The organism is Microbacterium enclense, from assembly GCF_004022425.1.
Classification (GTDB): Bacteria; Actinomycetota; Actinomycetes; order Actinomycetales; family Microbacteriaceae; genus Microbacterium; species Microbacterium enclense_A.
Window position 1 is genome coordinate 20211 of record NZ_RBZY01000020.1, and the last position, 16624, is coordinate 36834.

18 protein-coding genes are annotated in these 16624 nt (G+C 70.1%); 5 read left to right on the forward strand and 13 right to left on the reverse strand.

Features of this window, described 5'->3' with window-relative positions:
- The first annotated feature begins 11 nt into the window (after positions 1 to 11).
- Entirely contained in the window at positions 12 to 1133 is a 1122-nt protein-coding gene (locus D8Y23_RS07050; protein WP_128217481.1) for an Mrp/NBP35 family ATP-binding protein, read from the forward strand.
- Between the two features lie 3 nt (positions 1134 to 1136).
- On the opposite strand, the gene D8Y23_RS07055 is transcribed toward D8Y23_RS07050, so the two are convergent.
- Positions 1137 to 1508, reverse strand: a complete 372-nt coding sequence (locus D8Y23_RS07055) for a twin-arginine translocase TatA/TatE family subunit (protein WP_128217456.1) — start codon at positions 1506 to 1508, stop codon at positions 1137 to 1139.
- Between the two features lie 71 nt (positions 1509 to 1579).
- Between D8Y23_RS07055 and D8Y23_RS07060 the strand changes: the two genes are divergently transcribed.
- On the forward strand, positions 1580 to 2218 hold the full coding sequence (locus D8Y23_RS07060) for an O-methyltransferase (protein ID WP_128217457.1): 639 nt from the start codon (positions 1580 to 1582) through the stop codon (positions 2216 to 2218).
- A 75-nt stretch (positions 2219 to 2293) separates the two neighbouring features.
- On the opposite strand, the gene D8Y23_RS07065 is transcribed toward D8Y23_RS07060, so the two are convergent.
- The 3 genes from D8Y23_RS07065 to dapE form a co-directional block, all read right to left on the reverse strand.
- Positions 2294 to 2467, reverse strand: a complete 174-nt coding sequence (locus D8Y23_RS07065) for a DUF3117 domain-containing protein (RefSeq protein ID WP_076490128.1) — start codon at positions 2465 to 2467, stop codon at positions 2294 to 2296.
- Between the two features lie 96 nt (positions 2468 to 2563).
- Positions 2564 to 3787, reverse strand: a complete 1224-nt coding sequence (locus tag D8Y23_RS07070) for a hypothetical protein (protein WP_342672106.1) — start codon at positions 3785 to 3787, stop codon at positions 2564 to 2566.
- A complete protein-coding gene (gene dapE / locus D8Y23_RS07075; protein WP_128217458.1) occupies positions 3784 to 4860 on the reverse strand; it encodes a succinyl-diaminopimelate desuccinylase in 1077 nt (358 codons plus the stop codon). Before dapE ends, D8Y23_RS07070 begins: the two co-directional genes overlap by 4 nt.
- A 40-nt stretch (positions 4861 to 4900) precedes the next feature.
- Between dapE and dapD the strand changes: the two genes are divergently transcribed.
- A complete protein-coding gene (gene dapD, locus D8Y23_RS07080; protein ID WP_128217459.1) occupies positions 4901 to 5815 on the forward strand; it encodes a 2,3,4,5-tetrahydropyridine-2,6-dicarboxylate N-succinyltransferase in 915 nt (304 codons plus the stop codon).
- Between the two features lie 55 nt (positions 5816 to 5870).
- Here dapD and D8Y23_RS07085 read toward each other — a convergent pair whose 3' ends face one another.
- The 6 genes from D8Y23_RS07085 to D8Y23_RS07110 all read right to left on the reverse strand — a co-directional run bounded on the left by D8Y23_RS07085 (position 5871) and on the right by D8Y23_RS07110 (position 10298).
- Entirely contained in the window at positions 5871 to 7169 is a 1299-nt protein-coding gene (locus D8Y23_RS07085) for a citrate synthase (protein WP_128217460.1), read from the reverse strand.
- A 202-nt stretch (positions 7170 to 7371) separates the two neighbouring features.
- The gene (gene dapC, locus D8Y23_RS07090) at positions 7372 to 8475 is read right to left on the reverse strand and encodes a succinyldiaminopimelate transaminase (protein ID WP_128217461.1); all 1104 of its coding nucleotides are present in this window, start codon (positions 8473 to 8475) and stop codon (positions 7372 to 7374) included.
- 3 nt (positions 8476 to 8478) lie between these two features.
- On the reverse strand, positions 8479 to 8799 hold the full coding sequence (gene fdxA / locus D8Y23_RS07095; RefSeq protein WP_022878250.1) for a ferredoxin: 321 nt from the start codon (positions 8797 to 8799) through the stop codon (positions 8479 to 8481).
- A gap of 51 nt (positions 8800 to 8850) precedes the next feature.
- A complete protein-coding gene (locus D8Y23_RS07100) occupies positions 8851 to 9246 on the reverse strand; it encodes a histidinol dehydrogenase (RefSeq protein WP_128217462.1) in 396 nt (131 codons plus the stop codon).
- A gap of 21 nt (positions 9247 to 9267) precedes the next feature.
- Positions 9268 to 9582 carry an AzlD domain-containing protein gene (locus D8Y23_RS07105; RefSeq protein WP_128217463.1) on the reverse strand — a complete coding sequence of 105 codons (315 nt, stop codon included), beginning with the start codon at positions 9580 to 9582 and terminating at the stop codon, positions 9268 to 9270.
- The gene (locus D8Y23_RS07110; RefSeq protein WP_240663823.1) at positions 9579 to 10298 is read right to left on the reverse strand and encodes an AzlC family ABC transporter permease; all 720 of its coding nucleotides are present in this window, start codon (positions 10296 to 10298) and stop codon (positions 9579 to 9581) included. The genes D8Y23_RS07105 and D8Y23_RS07110 overlap by 4 nt, the downstream gene beginning before the upstream one ends.
- 64 nt (positions 10299 to 10362) lie before the next feature.
- On the opposite strand from D8Y23_RS07110, the gene D8Y23_RS07115 reads away from it, so the two are divergent.
- On the forward strand, positions 10363 to 10914 hold the full coding sequence (locus D8Y23_RS07115) for a helix-turn-helix domain-containing protein (protein ID WP_128217464.1): 552 nt from the start codon (positions 10363 to 10365) through the stop codon (positions 10912 to 10914).
- A gap of 162 nt (positions 10915 to 11076) precedes the next feature.
- Here the strand turns inward: D8Y23_RS07115 and typA are convergent, their stop codons facing one another.
- Positions 11077 to 12990 (reverse strand): translational GTPase TypA, encoded by a 1914-nt coding sequence (gene typA, locus D8Y23_RS07120; protein WP_128217465.1) that lies wholly within the window; start codon positions 12988 to 12990, stop codon positions 11077 to 11079.
- Between the two features lie 134 nt (positions 12991 to 13124).
- Positions 13125 to 14879 carry an ABC transporter ATP-binding protein gene (locus tag D8Y23_RS07125; protein ID WP_128217466.1) on the reverse strand — a complete coding sequence of 585 codons (1755 nt, stop codon included), beginning with the start codon at positions 14877 to 14879 and terminating at the stop codon, positions 13125 to 13127.
- Between the two features lie 62 nt (positions 14880 to 14941).
- On the opposite strand from D8Y23_RS07125, the gene D8Y23_RS07130 reads away from it, so the two are divergent.
- A complete protein-coding gene (locus D8Y23_RS07130) occupies positions 14942 to 15544 on the forward strand; it encodes a PH domain-containing protein (protein ID WP_128217467.1) in 603 nt (200 codons plus the stop codon).
- 20 nt (positions 15545 to 15564) lie between these two features.
- Here D8Y23_RS07130 and D8Y23_RS07135 read toward each other — a convergent pair whose 3' ends face one another.
- A complete protein-coding gene (locus D8Y23_RS07135; RefSeq protein ID WP_128217468.1) occupies positions 15565 to 16614 on the reverse strand; it encodes an ABC transporter permease in 1050 nt (349 codons plus the stop codon).
- Positions 16615 to 16624: the final 10 nt, after the last annotated feature.

The window sequence follows — 16624 nt, forward strand, 5'->3', positions numbered from 1 at the left end:
ACCGCGTGCGCATGGCCGTCGCCGCCGTCACCGATCCGGAACTCCGTCGCCCCCTCGGCGAGCTCGACATGCTGCGCGAGATCGCCGTCGTCGACGGGGTTGCCGATGTCGGAATCGCCCTGACGATCGTCGGCTGCCCCGCCGCCGACCGCATCGAGAGGGATGTCCGTGCCGCCGCGGCATCCGTCGAGGGGGTCTCCCGCGTCGAGGTGTCCCTCGGCGTCATGTCGCCGGACGAACGCCGGGCCCTCACCGACCGCCTGCGGGGTGGCCGCGCGAAGCGCGAGATGCCTTTCGGTCCCGACTCGCTGACCCGCGTCATCGCTGTCACCAGCGGAAAGGGCGGCGTCGGCAAGTCGACCCTGACCGCGAACCTCGCCGTCGCGCTCGCGGCTCGCGGCCTTCGCGTCGGACTCGTGGATGCCGACGTCCACGGCTTCTCGATCCCGGGACTGCTCGGGTTGGTCGACGCCGACGGGCTGCCTCCCGCCCCGACCCGGCTCGACGACCTCATCCTCCCGCCCGTCGCCTACGGCGTGAAGGTCATCTCCATCGGGATGTTCCTCCGCCGCCCGGGCGAGGAGGCTGCCGGAGCCGTCGCGTGGCGCGGGCCCATGCTGCACCGCACCGTGCAGCAGTTCCTCACCGACGTTTACTTCGGCGACCTGGACGTCCTGCTGCTGGACATGCCCCCGGGCACCGGCGACGTGGCCATCTCGGTGGGCCAGCTCCTCCCCCACGCGGACGTCCTGGTCGTGACGACCCCGCAGGCCGCGGCCGCCGACGTCGCCGTTCGCTCGGGTGTCGTGGCGCGTCAGACGGGGCAGACGCCGATCGGGGTCATCGAGAACATGGCGGCGATGGCCCTGCCCGACGGCACCCTGCTCGACCTGTTCGGTTCCGGCGGCGGCGCGGCGGTGGCGCGCGCGCTGTCGGCCGGCGACCACGATGTGCCCCTGTTGGCATCCGTCCCGCTGAGCCCGGCTCTCCGCACCGGTGGCGACGACGGACGCCCCGTCGTCATCGGACGCCCCGACGACCCGGCCTCGATCGCGATCGACGCTGCAGCTGCTGCCCTGGCGGTGCGTCCGCGCGGGTTGTCCGGACGCGCGCTGCCCCTGCGTCTCAGCTGACGGTCAGGTCGCTTCGTCGTCGAAGGGCGGCTTCTCGCCCGCGACGAACGTCGGCTTCTCGGTCGACGCCTGAGTGGCCAGTGCTGCGGCACCCGCGGCACGCATCGTGGCCGTCGGCGTGTCCTCGAGCAGAGCCTCGCGGATGATCCGGCGCGGGTCGTACTGCCGAGGGTCGAGCTTGCGCCAGTCGACCTCGTCGAAATCGGGCCCCATCTCGTCACGCATGCGTGTCTTCGCGCCCTGCATCGTCTCGCGGGCACGCTTGGTGAGACGCGCCAGGCTCTCGGCGTACTTGGGGAGACGCTCGGGGCCGATGATGAGCGCGGCGATCACACCGATGAGAAGGAGCTTCTCGATCGTGAGGCCGAAGAACATGAGTTCAGATTACCCGCCGCGCCTCGGCCGTCCGCACCACCCACCCGTCTAGCCTGAGCGGGGAGGTCCACGTGAGCGGTTACGAGGCGAACGAGCGGTTCGTGCAGGAGTCGACTGTCGAACCCGAGCACATCGCGCGCGCACGCGCGCACGCGCTCGAGCTCGGCGCGGCGCCGATCAGTCCTGCCGTCGGAGCGCAGGTCGCCGTGTTGGCCGCGGCCTCCCGCGCCCTGAACGTCGTCGAGGTCGGGACCGGCGGCGGTGTGTCGGGCCTGTGGCTGCTGCACGGCTCGCCCCGGGCGACGCTCACGACCATCGACAGCGAGCCCGAACACCTCGGAGCAGCCCGCGCGGCGTTCGCGGAGGCCCGGATTCCGGCGGCACGCGCGCGCTTCATCACCGGCCGCGCCGCCGACGTCCTGCCGCGCATGAATGAGGCGTCGTACGACATCGTCCTGATCGACGCCGATCCCGAGGGCGTCATCGAGTACGTCGAGCACGGCCTGCGCCTCGTGCGCGCCGGTGGCACCGTGCTCGTTCCGCGCGTGCTCGCCGGCGGCGCCGTCGCCGACCCCGTGCGCCGCGATTCCGTCACGACGGCCTATCGCTCGCTGATCCAGGAAGTGCAGACCTCCCCGGCCGTCTTCGGCGCGCTCTCCACCACGGGCGAAGGGCTGCTCCAGCTCACGACGGTCACCCCGCTCACCTGACATCCCGCGCGGCGTCACCCGCCGCCGGAACGACGAAGGCCGGTCCCGCGGGGACCGGCCTTCGTCTACCGTGCGTCAGGCTGCGCCGACGACACCGCCGAGCACGTCGTAGAGTTCCTTCGCCTCGGCGTCGTTCACCGACACCACCAGGCGTCCGCCGCCTTCGAGCGGAACACGCACGATGATCAGCCGGCCCTCCTTCACGGCCTCCATCGGTCCGTCACCGGTACGCGGCTTCATGGCTGCCATCGCGGCCCCCTTTTCGTCGTTGGTCTGAGAACTAGTTTAGTCGGTCCCCGGGGCGCCACGAGGTGCCGCGCCCCTGTGGGCGTCGTCGGGCGCGGATCAGGGGATCTGCCAGAAGGTGTTGCCGAGGGCGTACATGTTGTAGATCCACCACCACTGACCGAGCAGCGCGGCCCCCAGTACGGTGAGTCGCCACGCGCGCGAGGGCGGCACCGCGAAGGCTCCCCACAGCGGCGAGATCGGGACGAGGAGCCGGAAAATGCTCGACTGGGGAAAGAACACCAGCAGCAGGTACACGAAGTAACTCGCCGACCAGAGGCGCACCTCGACCCCCAGGCGCTTCACCTGCGGGGCGAAGATCAGCACGGCGGCCGTCCCGAACACGAGGAGAACCAGCGCCACGTATCCGGCGGTGACCCCCAGTCCCCACCGCGAGAACCAGAAGCCGGCGGCCTGGATCCAGCCTTCGACGGGGACGAACCGTCCCGAGGTGTCGCCGACCCAGTTCCGGCGCCACGCCAGCTCGGTCGCGAGATACGCGCCCGGGTCCCCCGTCACCACGCCCGCGATGACCTGCCACGCGAACCCGACGACGACGGCGACGAAAGCGACACCGACCAGGTGCGCGACATCCCGCACCGGCAGCGGTTCGCTGCGGCGGCGGAAGAAGCGGTGGATGCCATAGAGCCCGAGGAACAGCGCGAAAGCCAGAATGCCGGGTCGTGTGAACCCCATGAGGGGGACGAGGAGATAGAGCCACCCCCACCGTCGAAGCTGAACGCACCGCAGAGCAAGGAAGAGAAGGAAGAGGAACAGCGACTCCGCGTACCCGACCTGGAAGAGGGCCGCGAGAGGACCGCACGCGAAGAACGCCACCGCCCACATCGCGGCGCCGTCGCCGATGCGGTCGCTCAGGAGGGCGTGAAGCGCCACGCTCGCCCCGAACCCCGCCGCGAGGGAGATCACGACCGCGCCCGCTCCCCACGAACCGAGGAGCGTGCCCAGACCTGCGGAGAGGTACGCGTACACCGGCAGGAACGCCCAGGCGTTCTCGGCGACGCTGCCCTGCGGCGTGAGCGGCAGGTCGGTGGGATAGCCCGCAACGACGGCGAACCAGTACCACTGCGCGTCCCATCCCAGCGCCAGCTCGCCCAACGACGGAGCGACGCCATAGCGCGACCCCGGCCCGGACAGGGCTGACGCGAGCAGGAAGAAACCGGTCGTCACGAGACGGGCGACGACGTAGACGACGGCGATACGCGCGGCGGCGGGCCAGCCCATCCAGGACCGTGCCCGCGTCGACGTCGCGGTCGCCGTGCTCACGACGTCGTCAGCCAGGACCGCAGACCGCGTTCGACCGCGTCGATCTGCGCGACGGGGACGCGCTCCTCGTCGTGATGGGCGAGGTGGGGGTCACCCGGACCGTAATTGACGGCCGGGATGCCGAGGGCCGAGAACCGCGCGACGTCGGTCCATCCGTACTTGGGTTGCGGGGTGGCGCCGACGGCCGTGACGAAGTCGTGCGCGAGGGGCGCGTCCAGCCCCGGACGCGCGCCCTCCGCGACGTCGGCGACCTCGACGTCGAAGCCCGTGAACACATCGCGCACCACGCGCTCGGCCTCCGCGGCGTCGCGACTCGGGGCGAAGCGGTAATTGACCTCGACCTCGCACGCATCGGGGATGACGTTGCCGGCCACTCCCCCGGTGATACGGACGGCATTCAGCCCTTCGCGGTAGACCAGACCCTCGACCTCGATCTCCCGCGCCCGGTATTCGGCCAGCCGTGACAGGATCGGCGCCGCCTTGTGGATGGCGTTCTCTCCGATCCAGGACCGGGCGCTGTGGGCACGGACGCCGGCTGTGCGCACGAGCGCGCGCAGGGTCCCGTTGCATCCGCCCTCGACCTCGCCGTTGCTCGGTTCGCCCAGGATGGCGAAGTCGCCGACGAAGAGGTCGGGGCGGTTGCGCGCGAGCCGTCCGAGCCCGTTGAGTGACGAGTCGACCTCTTCGTGGTCGTACCACATCCACGTGATGTCGACCGGGGGCGCGGTGAGATCGACCGCGAGCTTGAGCTGCACGGCGACGCCGGCTTTCATGTCGACCGTTCCCCGGCCCCACAGGAACGCCTCCCCGTCGATCTCGATGTCGCGGGTCGGAACGTTGTCGTTGATCGGAACCGTATCGATGTGGCCGGCGATGACGACGCGACGCGCCCGCCCGAGGGAGGTCCGCGCCACGATCGTGTCGCCGTCGCGGATCACCTCGAGGTGGGGGTGAGCGGAGACCGCGGCCTCGATGGCATCCGCCAGAGCCGTCTCTCCGCCGGAGACGCTCGGGAGGTCGCAGAGCGCACGTGTGATCTCGACGGAGGGGGCGGTCAGATCGAGCGGGGGCATGCGTCCGATCCTACCCAGGGCACCCCGCTAGCCTGAGGGAGTGACGAATGAACGACAGATCACCGGGACCGGACTCTCTACCATCGCGGCGAACGGAACGGTGCTCGACGCCTGGTTCCCCGCCCCCGCGCTCGGCACCACCGACACCGTCGCCGATCACGATCTGGCCGCCCTCACCGGCGACGACGACCGCCGGGCCGTCCGCGTCGAGGTCGTCAGCCTGACGATCGACGCGGATGCCGCGCCGGCCTCGACCGTCGACGCCTACCTCCGGCTGCAGGCGCTGTCGCACCGACTCGTCCGTCCGAACGAGATCTCGCTCGACGGCATCTTCGGGCATCTGCCGAACGTCGCCTGGACCAACGCCGGCCCGATGCACCCCGACGATGCGACGCGACTGCGTCCCGCGCTGCTGCGCCATGGCATCCAGATCCAAGGACTCGACAAGTTCCCGCGGCTGCTGGACTACGTCACGCCGACCGGTGTGCGCATCGCCGACGCGTCGCGCGTGCGGTTGGGCGCCTACCTCTCGCCGGGCACGACCGTCATGCACGAGGGGTTCGTCAACTTCAACGCGGGGACGCTCGGCGCATCGATGATCGAGGGCCGGGTGTCACAGGGCGTCGTCATCGGCGACGGGACCGACATCGGCGGCGGCGCCTCCATCATGGGGACGCTGTCCGGCGGCGGCACGCACCGCGTCTCGATCGGCGCGCGCACCCTCCTGGGTGCGAACGCCGGGATCGGCATCTCGCTCGGCGACGACTGCGTCGTCGAGGCCGGGCTCTACGTCACCGCCGGAACGAAGGTGCGCGTCGGCGACGAGACGGTCAAGGCGGGTGAACTGTCGGGCCGCGATGGCATCCTGTTCCGTCGCAACTCCCTCACCGGCGCCGTCGAGGCGTCCGCCCGCGCCGGCGTCGGTGTGACGCTCAACGCCGCTCTGCACGCCTGACGCACAAAACGCCCCGTCCCTCGCGAGAGGGACGGGGCGTTCGTGTGGACCGGGGTCAGACGGCGCCGGGGTAGTCGCGCTGCGCGGCCCCCGTGTACAGCTGCTGCGGGCGGCCGATCTTCGTCTGCGGGTCGGTGATCGCTTCGCGCCACTGCGCGAGCCAGCCCGGCAGGCGGCCGATCGCGAACAGCACCGTGAACATGCGGGTCGGGAAGCCCATCGCCTTGTAGATGACGCCGGTGTAGAAGTCGACGTTCGGGTAGAGGCGACGCTCCTTGAAGTAGTCGTCCTCGAGAGCGATCTGCTCGAGTTCCTTCGCGAGGTCGAGCAGCGGATCGCTCACGCCGAGTGCCTCGAGCACCTCGTCGGCAGCGCCCTTCACGAGCTTCGCTCGCGGGTCGTAGTTCTTGTAGACGCGGTGCCCGAAGCCCATGAGCTTCACGCCGTCTTCCTTGTTCTTCACGCGCTCGACGAACCGCTCGACGCTCTCACCCGAGTCGCGGATGCGACCGAGCATCTGCAGCACCGCTTCGTTGGCACCGCCGTGCAGCGGTCCGGAGAGCGCCTGGATGCCGGCGGAGATCGACGCGAACTGGTTGGCACCGGTGGAGCCGACGAGCCGCACGGTCGAGGTCGACGCGTTCTGCTCGTGGTCGGCGTGCAGCATGAGCAAAAGGTCGAGAGCCTTCGTCATGACGGGGTTGACCTGGTAGATCTCGCTCAGCACCCCGAAGTTCAACTTGAGGAAGTTGTCGACGAAACCCAGGGAGTTGTCGGGGTAGAGGAACGCCTGCCCGATGCTCTTCTTGTGCGCGTAGGCGGCGATCACGGGGAGCTTGGCGAGCATGCGCACGGTGTTCAGCTCGACGTGCTCGGGGTTGTGCGGGTCGGACTCGGCCTCGTAGTACGTCGAGAGCGCGGCCGTGGCCGCCGACAGCACCGACATCGGGTGCGCGGTCGGGGGAAGCGAGGAGAAGAAGCGCTTGAGGTCCTCGTGCAGAAGGGTGTGGCGGCGGATGCGCTCGTCGAAAGCCGTGAGCTCGGATGCCGAGGGCAGCTCACCGTAGATCAGGAGCCAGGCGACCTCGAGGTAGGTGCTGTTCTTCGCGAGCTGCTCGATCGGGTAGCCGCGGTAGCGCAGGATGCCCTGGTCGCCGTCGATGAAGGTGATGTCCGACTTGGTCGACGCCGTGTTGACGAAACCGTAGTCGAGCGTCGTGTGACCGGTCTGCTTCGTCAGCGACGCGATGTCGATGCTCGGAACCCCGTCGGTGCCCCGGAGTACCGGGAATTCGGCGGTCCTGCCCCCAACCGAGAGGGTGGCCTTGTCGTGCTCGATACCCGCGTCGCTCACCGCGCCTCCTTGCGATTTCTGGTCGCCCTATGGTGTGAACCGTGGTTCCCGGCCGGAATCCGCGTGCGCGATCTCCGACACGGCACTCGACGGAGGGTGGCCCGATCGGAGTGCCACTACAGCCTAGTAGGGCCGCGGACGTACAGATGACATCGCCAAAGGATGCCCCCTCCCGATGGAGGGATCCCACTGCTCGCCGGGCTCAGTGCGCGAGACGCTCCGCGGCGGCGGCGATCCGCTCGTCGGTGGCGGTCAGCGAAAAGCGCACGTGCTCGGGGAAATGCTCACCGTAGAAGTGCCCCGGACCGACCAGGATGCCGAGGTCCGCGAGGCGTGCCACGCTCTCCCACGCGTCTCGACCCTCGGTGGCCCAGAGGTACAGACCGCCTTCGCTGCGATCGACGCGGAACCCCGCGGCCTCGACCGCGGGTTTGAGCACGGCGCGGCGACGGGCGTAGCGCTCGCGCTGCTCGGCGACGTGCGCGTCATCGCCCAGCGCGACCGTCATCGCCCGCTGCACCGGGGCGGGCGGCATGAGTCCGAGGTGCTTGCGACCGGTCAGCAGACGGGCCACGAGCGTCGGATCGCCGGCAAGGAAGGCCGCCCGGTATCCCGCGAGGTTCGACTGCTTGCTGAGCGAGTAGACGGAGAGCACGCCGGTCGGATCGTCGCCGATGACCGCGGGATCGAGCACGCTCGGGACGCCGTCGGTGTCCCACGGCGCCTCCCACCCGAGTTCGGCATAGCACTCGTCGGATGCCAGGACGGCACCGAGTTCGCGCGCCCGGGTCACGGCATCCGCGAGTTCGTCCGTCGACAGGACGCGCCCGTCGGGGTTTCCCGGCGAATTGATCCAGACCAGACGGGTGTTCTCGGGCCACTCGGTCGGATCGTCGGATGCCACGGGCTCAGCGCCCACGAGACGGGCGCCGACCTCGTACGTCGGGTAGGCCGCCCGAGGGTGGACGACGGCGTCACCGGCGCCGACCCCCAGGAGCAGGGGCAGGAGGGCGACGAGTTCCTTCGACCCCACCGTGGGCAGGACGTGGGCCGGCGTGAGCCCCGGAACACCGCGGCGGCGGGCGTACCAGTCGACGATCGCCTCGCGCAGCGCCGGTGTGCCCATGGTCTGCGGGTACGCGTGGGCGTCCGTCGCCGCGGCGAGGGCCTCCGCGATCACCGCGGGCGTGGGATCGACGGGCGAGCCGATCGACAGATCGACGATCCCCGCGGGGTGGCGGCGGGCACGCTCGGCGTACGGCGCGACCGCGTCCCAGGGGTAGTCGGCGAGGTCGGCGACGCCCACGGGTCAGTGGCTCTGCGGGGGAAGCGCGGAGATGACGGGATGATCCTTCGCGATCACACCGACCTTCGCGGCACCGCCGGGCGAGCCGATGTCATCGAAGAACTCGACGTTGGCCTTGTAGTAGTCGGACCACTCTTCGGGGAGGTCGTCCTCGTAGTAGATGGCCTCGACGGGGCACACCGGCTCGCACGCACCGCAGTCGACGCACTCGTCGGGGTGGATGTAGAGCGAGCGCTCACCCTCGTAGATGCAGTCGACGGGGCATTCGTCGATGCACGCGCGATCCTTGACATCGACACACGGGAGGGCGATCACGTAAGTCACTCCGTCAGTCTACGCGTGACAGGGGCCCCACCCGGGCCGCGCGCCGGTGTCCTAGGATCCGTCGACGGTCTCGGGCTGCAGCGCGGACAGGTCGGGCCAGAAGGCGACCACGGCGAGGAGAACGGGTCCGACGAAGGTCCACGTGAGCGCGATCCACTCGGTGTCCGGCGTGGCGGCAGCGACGATCGCCGAACCGCCGGGACCGACCTGCGAGAAGAGGAAGGTCGCCGCGATGACCCCGAGACCGCCCGCGATGGCGTTGACGCGGTCCTGCGTCAGGGTCCGCAGCGCGACGAGGAGCGCGGCGCACCCGACCGTGGCGAGGATCAGGCCGAGCGGTACCACTCCAAGCCGGTAGGCGTGCCCCACCGTGGCGGCCGTCCCGTAGAACGCGCCGACCAGGAAGGCGACGACCCAGCCGATGACGCGAACGATCCCTGAACCCACCCGGTCAGTCTAGGCGCGAGGTCATGTGGCCCAGCCGAGGGCCCGCAGGAGGGCGGCGGTGACCGCCGCAGCGGCGACGACGACCAGGAAGGGGGTCCGAAGCCACAGCAGCACCGCGGCCACGGCGACCGCCGGAAGCCGCGCGTCGACGACGATCGCCGGCCCGTCGGCCAGCGCTTGCACGACGACCAGGGCCGAGAGCAGGGCGACGGTCAGCAGGTCGGCGATCCGCGCCGGCCGTGGCGCGTCGAGCCATCCCTGCGGCAGCAGATACCCCACCGCCTTCAGCCCGAGGCAGAGGACGGACGCCGCGATCACAGCGGTCCACAGTGTCATGGCATCCCCTTGTCATCGCCGTCGGCCGACGCAGTCGGGCGCGGGTCGAACCATCCGAGCGCCACGGCGACGCCTGCCGCGGCGATCACGGGGATGCCCGGCATCACCCACGGCGTGAGCAGCGCGGCGACGACGGCCGCCCCGATCGCCACGGCGAACGGCTGACGTCCACGCAGCCGCGGCCACAGGAGGGCGAGGAAGGCCGCCGCCGCCGCGGCGTCCAGCCCCCAGGCCCGCGGGTCGCCCAGGACGTCCCCGAGCAAGGCGCCCGCCAGCGTCGTCACGTTCCAGCCGATCCAGATGGCCACGCCGGTCACCCAGAAACCCACGCGCCGGGCCGCGGGAGTCGATTGCGCCAGCGACACGGCGACCGACTCGTCGATCGTGAACGGCGTCGCCAGCGCGCGCCGCCCGAGGCCCGGTCCGACCACGGGCGACATCCGCATCGCGTACGCCGCGTTGCGCACGCCCAACAGACCCGCCGAGGCGATGGCCGCCGGGGCCGCCGTAAGTCCCCCGGCCGCGATCACGCCGACGAAGGCGAACTGGGATCCCCCGGTGAACATCACGAGGCTGAGCACGCAGGTCTGCCAGACGTCGAGACCGGATGCCACGGACAGCGCCCCGAAGGAGATGCCGTAGGCGCTCGTGGCCAGGGCGACGGCGAGGCCCTGACGACCGGCCGGCGTCATGACCGTTCGCTGCAGTGAACGCATGATCAGATTCTCGAACGCCTCGTGATGTTCGTCAAGTTGAACGATCGGCGAGGATAATGAACGCATGAGCGACCTCGGTGACCGCATCGCGACGACCCTTCGGCGCGAGCGCGAGCGACGCGACCTCAGCGTGTCCGAACTCGCGCGGCGCGCCGGTGTCGCGAAGGCCACGGTGTCGCAGCTCGAGAACGGCGGCGGCAACCCCAGCGTCGAGACCCTCTGGGCTCTGGCCACGGCACTCGACGTACCCTTCGCGGTCCTCGTCGACGAGGGCATCCGCTCCCCCACGCTGATCCGGGCGGGCGAAGGCACCGCGGCGGTCCCCGCGACAGCGGCCGACTACGTGGCGGTCCTGCTCTCCGCGAGTCCGCCCCACGCCCGCCGCGACATCTATTTCCTCACCGCAGAGCCCGGCAGCATCCGGGCTTCCGACCCCCACTCGCGCGGCACCGTCGAGCACGTCGTTCTCGTGAGCGGCCGTGGCCGCATCGGCCCCGCCGACGCCCCCTTCGACCTCGATCCCGGCGACTACCTCTCGTACCCCGGCGACGCGCCGCACGTCTTCGAGGCGCTGGTCCCCGCAACGAGCGCGGTACTGGTGTCCGAGTCGCGCTGACCCCATCGGTGGCGCGAACACGGCATCCACTGTCCAAGACACGCCGCTCGCGGCACGGGCCCAGCGGCGCGTCTTGGACACGCGATGCGGATGCCACGGACCCGCGGACGGAAGCGGCCCCGCACAGCGCAAGCTGTGCGGGGCCGACGGGAACGCGGACGCTCAGGCGTTGGCATCCTGACGCTTGGCGCGCGAGGCTGCGCGGCCTCGCTCGGTCGCGTCGAGCACGACCTTGCGGATGCGGACCTTCTCGGGCGTGACCTCGACGCATTCGTCGTCGCGGGCGAACTCGAGCGACTCCTCCAGCGTGAGCAGACGCGGCGGCGTCATCGACTCGAAGGAGTCCGACGTCGACGAACGCATGTTCGTGAGCTTCTTCTCCTTGGTGATGTTGACGTCCATGTCGTCGGCGCGCGAGTTCTCGCCGATGACCATGCCCTCGTAGACCTCTTCGGTCGGCTGCACGAAGAAGCTCATGCGCTCCTGCAGAGCGATCATCGCGAAGGGGGTGACGACGCCCATGCGGTCGGCGACGATCGAGCCGTTCTGGCGCGTCGTGATGGAACCCGCCCAGTCGTCGTAGCCGTGCGAGATGGCATTGGCGATGCCGGTGCCGCGCGTGATCGTGAGGAACTCGCTGCGGAAGCCGATGAGACCGCGCGAGGGGACGACGAACTCCATGCGCACCCAGCCGGTGCCGTGGTTCGTCATGTTGTCCATGCGGCCCTTGCGCGCCGCCATCAGCTGCGTGATAGCGCCGAGGTGCTCTTCCGGTGCGTCGATGGTCAGGTGCTCGAAGGGCTCCTTCAGCTTGCCGTCGTCGCCGCGCTTGGTCACGACCTGGGGCTTGCCGACGGTGAGCTCGAAGCCCTCGCGACGCATGTTCTCGACGAGGATCGCGAGCGCGAGCTCGCCGCGACCCTGGACCTCCCACGCATCCGGACGACCGATGTCGACGACCTTGAGCGAGACGTTGCCGATGAGCTCGCGGTCGAGGCGGTCCTTGACCATGCGGGCAGTGAGCTTGTGGCCCTTCACCTTGCCCATGAGGGGCGAGGTGTTGGTGCCGATGGTCATCGAGATCGCGGGATCGTCGACCGTGATGGCCGGGAGTGGCCGGACGTCCTCGGGGTCGGCGATGGTCTCGCCGATCGTGATGTCGGGGAAGCCGGCGATCGCGACGATGTCACCGGGGCCGGCGTCGTCGGCGGGGTACCGCTCGAGCGCGCGGGTCTTCAGCAGCTCGGTGATGCGGGCGTTGCTGGTCGTGCCGTCGGCGCGGACCCAGGCGACCGTCTGGCCCTTCTTCAGCGTCCCGTTGAACACGCGGAGCAGCGCGAGGCGCCCGAGGAACGGGCTCGAGTCGAGGTTCGTCACCCAGGCCTGTAGCGGGGCCTCGTCGTCGTACGACGGGGCGGGGACGTGCTCGAGGATCGCGCCGAAGAGGGGCTCGAGGTCGTCGTTGTCGGGAAGAGCGCCGTTGTCGGGGCGGTTCAGCGACGCGGCTCCGGCGCGACCCGAGGCGTACACGACGGGCACGTCCAGCAGGGCATCGACATCGAGGTCGGGCACGTCGTCGACGAGGTCGGATGCCAGGCCCAGGAGCAGGTCGTGCGCCTCTTCCTCGACCTCGGCGATGCGGGCGTCCGGACGGTCGGTCTTGTTGACCAGCAGGATGACGGGAAGCTTCGCCTCGAGCGCCTTGCGCAGCACGAAGCGCGTCTGCGGCAGCGGACCCTCGGACGCGTCGACCAGCAGGACCACGCCGTCGACCATCGACAGACCGCGCTCGACCTCGCCGCCGAAGTCGGCGTGGCCCGGGGTGTCAATGACGTTGATCGTCACGGGGGTGTCGCTGTGAACGCCGTTGTACGTGATCGCCGTGTTCTTGGCGAGGATCGTGATGCCCTTCTCACGCTCCAGGTCGTTGGAGTCCATCGCGCGCTCCTCGACGTGCGCGTGGTCGCCGAACGAGCCGGTCTGGCGCAGCATGGCGTCGACGAGGGTCGTCTTGCCGTGGTCGACGTGCGCGACGATCGCGACGTTACGGAGGTCAGGACGAAGGGCGTGCGCCATGGAGGGTCTCCAGGAAAATTCGGGGTGGCGCCCGGAATCGGGCCAGCCCAGTCTACCGGGCGCCCGCGCCGGCGCCCGCAGGGACGCGAAAGGGGCGGCATCCGCTCAGGAAACCGCCCCCTCCGTCCAGCCGGTCAGGAGGCCGGCGTGTCCTTCAACAGCTCGTGGCGCAGCTCGCGACGCGCCGCCTGGACCTCGACGTCGGGCACCGGAATGGCGGCGATCAGCCGCTGCGTGTACGGCTCCTTCGGCGAGCGCAGGATCTGGTCGCGCGTGCCCTGCTCGGCGATCTTGCCGCGGTTGAGCACCACGATGCGGTGGGCCATGGCATCCACCACGGCGAGGTCGTGGCTGATGAACAGGCACGCGAAGCGGTGCTCCTGCTGCAGTTCGCTGAGCAGCTCGAGCACACGCGCCTGCACGGATACGTCCAGCGCGCTCGTCGGCTCGTCGGCGACGAGCAGACGCGGCTGCAGAGACAGCGCACGGGCGATGCCGACGCGCTGCTTCTGCCCGCCCGACAGCTCGTGCGGGTAGCGGTTGCGGTAGCTGCGCGGCAGACGCACCTCGTCGAGCAGCTTCTCGACCCGTGCGTCCAGCTCGGCCCCCTTGGCCTCGCCCGCCAGCAGGAGCGGCTCCCCGATCGATTCGCCGATCGGCAGACGCGGGTTCAACGAGGACGAGGGGTCCTGGAACACGATGCCGACGCGACGACGCAGCGACTTGATGAGCTTGCGCGACCCGCTGGAGATGTCGACACCGTCGACCACGAGACGACCGTCGGCGATGGGCTGAAGGCCGATCGCCGCGCGACCGATCGTCGACTTGCCCGAACCCGACTCGCCCACGAGTCCGACGATCTCGCCCTCGGCGATGCCGAGCGTGATGTCGTCGACGGCACGGAAAGCGGCCACGCGCCCCTTCTTGCCGTACTCGATCGACACGTTCTCGAGCGAGAGCACGGGGTGAGCGATCTCGGGCGCCGCAGCCGCGAGCCGGAGCGTCTCGGTGCGCGCGGGGCCGCTCGCGACGGCGGCGGCCAGCGATTCGACGACGTCGACGGCGGCCTCTCCCTCGCCCGCCCCGCCGAGACGGGGAACGGATGCCAGCAGCTCCCGGGTGTACGGATCCTGGGGGTCGCCGAGCACCTGGGCCGCCGCGCCCTGCTCCACGATCGCACCCGACTTCATCACGACGATCCAGTCGGCGAGGTCGGCCACGACACCCATGTCGTGGGTGATGAGGAGCACCGCCGAGTCCAGCCGGTCGCGCAGATCCCGGATGAGGTCGAGGATCTCGGCCTGCACCGTGACGTCGAGAGCGGTGGTCGGCTCGTCGGCGATGAGCAGGGCCGGCTCGAGACTGATCGACTGCGCGATCATCGCGCGCTGACGCTGACCACCGGAGAGCTGGTGCGGGTACGACGCGAACGCCTTCGCCGGGTCGGGCAGACCGACCATGTCGAGCAGCTCCAGCGCGCGACCCTTCGCCTCGGACGGCGCCATCGTCGTGTGCGCCCGCAGCGCCTCGATGATCTGCGAACCCACCGTCAGCACGGGGTTGAGCGCGGTCATCGGCTCCTGGAAGATCGCGGCGACCTCGGGACCGCGCAGCGCACGCATCTGCGGCGCGGTGAGCGTCGTCACCTCGCGACCGTTGACCTTGATGCTGCCCTTCACGCGGCTGTTGCGCGGGAGCAGGTCGAGCACGGCCATGGAGCTGACGCTCTTGCCCGAACCCGACTCACCCACGACCGCGACGACCTGGCCGCGCGCGATCGAATACGTGAGGTTCTTCGCCGCGGGAACCCACACGTCGTCCACCGCGAAGTCGACGCTGACGTCGGTCATCTCGAGCGCGGGGATGCCCGCCTTCTCGGTCGTGCTCATGAGGCTGTCCTCTCCGTCCCGGCCGGCGGGAGTGAGTGATCGGGGAATGAAAGAATCTGGGGATGCCACGCCTCACGTTCCGTTCGACGTTCACCCGCATCCTGTGCGGCATCGCGTGGGCCATCATCGCGGCCGTGGCGATCGGCCTGCTCGTGTCGCCGGGCGTGAACGCGGCTCCCGCGCTGGTCATCGTCGGCGCGCTCGGTGCCGCGGCGCTGGTCGCCGGCATCCTGTGGTCGCCCTCGATCTCCGTCGATGACGAGGGTGTCCAGGTCGACAACATCGCGCTGCGTTACCGCGTGCCGTGGGCTGCGCTGATCCACGTCGACACCCGGTACTCGCTGCAACTGCACACGCCCGGTCGACGCATCGGCGTGACCGCCGCGCCCGCTCCCGGAGCGACCGGTTCGCTGCGCGCCGCGCGTGCCCACCGCCGCAGCGAGGGCCCCACGACGCCGGGTACCCGTCCCGGCGAATTGCCGAACACCGACTCGGGCCGTGCAGCGGCTCTCGTCCGCGATCGCTGGCACGCTCTGCGTGACGCCGGCCGCGTCGAGGCCGGCGTCGCAGAGACGGTGCCCGTTCACGTCAGCGCCCGCATCGACAACCTGCTGCTGCTGACCGCGGGAGCGGCCGGCGTCGTGCTGGCGATCGTCCTGGGCTGACGCTCGAAGGAGGCCGGGCATCATGACGAGGGCGTCTCCGGGTGCACGCGCGCCTGGGTGCTCGCGGGGGCGGTCGTCGAGGAAGCGGACTGCTCCTTCGTGCGACGCAGCGAGAAGCGCTTCTGACGCGGGTCGAACGCGTCGCGCAGACCGTCGCCGACGAAGTTCACGAGCACCGCGAGCAGCACGATGAACACGGCGGGCCACCAGAACAGCCACGGGCGGGTCTGGAACGCGGACTGGTTGTCCGAGATGATGAGGCCGAGCGACACGTCCGGCGGGCGGACGCCGAGCTGCAGGTAGCTCAGCGCCGTCTCGAGCAGGATCGCCGACGCCGCGAGCAGGGTCGCGGCGACGATGACCACGCCGATGGCGTTGGGCAGGATGTGCTTGAAGATGATGCGGGCATCGCTCGCCCCGGCCACGCGGGCGGCCTCGACGAACTCCCGCTCGCGCAGCGACAGGAACTCCGCCCGCACCAGACGGGCGATCGTGGTCCACGAGATCATCGCGAGGAAGAACGCCAGCGGCACGACACCGAGACCACCGGTCGCGCGACCGACGACGGCACCGATGACGATGATCGGAATCACGATGAAGACGTCGGTGATGCGCATGAGCACCGAGTCGACCCAGCCGCGGTAGTACCCGGCCAGCGCGCCGATGACGGTGCCGACGGCGGTTCCGACGACGCTGATGACGAGCATCACGAGGATCGAGTTCTGGATGCCGCGCATCGTCATCGCGAAGTAATCGATGCCGATGCGGTCCTGGCCGAACGGGTGCTCGCCGAAGGAGAACGGCCACAGCGAGAGCGTCGGCGCCCCGCCGTCGTTCTGGGGGTTGAGCGCGGTGTAGTTGTACTTCCACCATCCCGGGATGGGCCCGAGGCCGATCGCCGAGATCGAGAAGATCGCCAGCAGGATGAAGAGGATGCCGGAGACGACGGCGACCTTGTTCGAGAGGAAGCGTCGAAGGATCAACCGCCCCTGGCTGACGCCGACGGTGTGCTGCTCGTCGGACGGCGGCGGCGCGTCGACGTTCGCGGGCTCGGGGAGCATCTGGGTCATCGGAGGACCT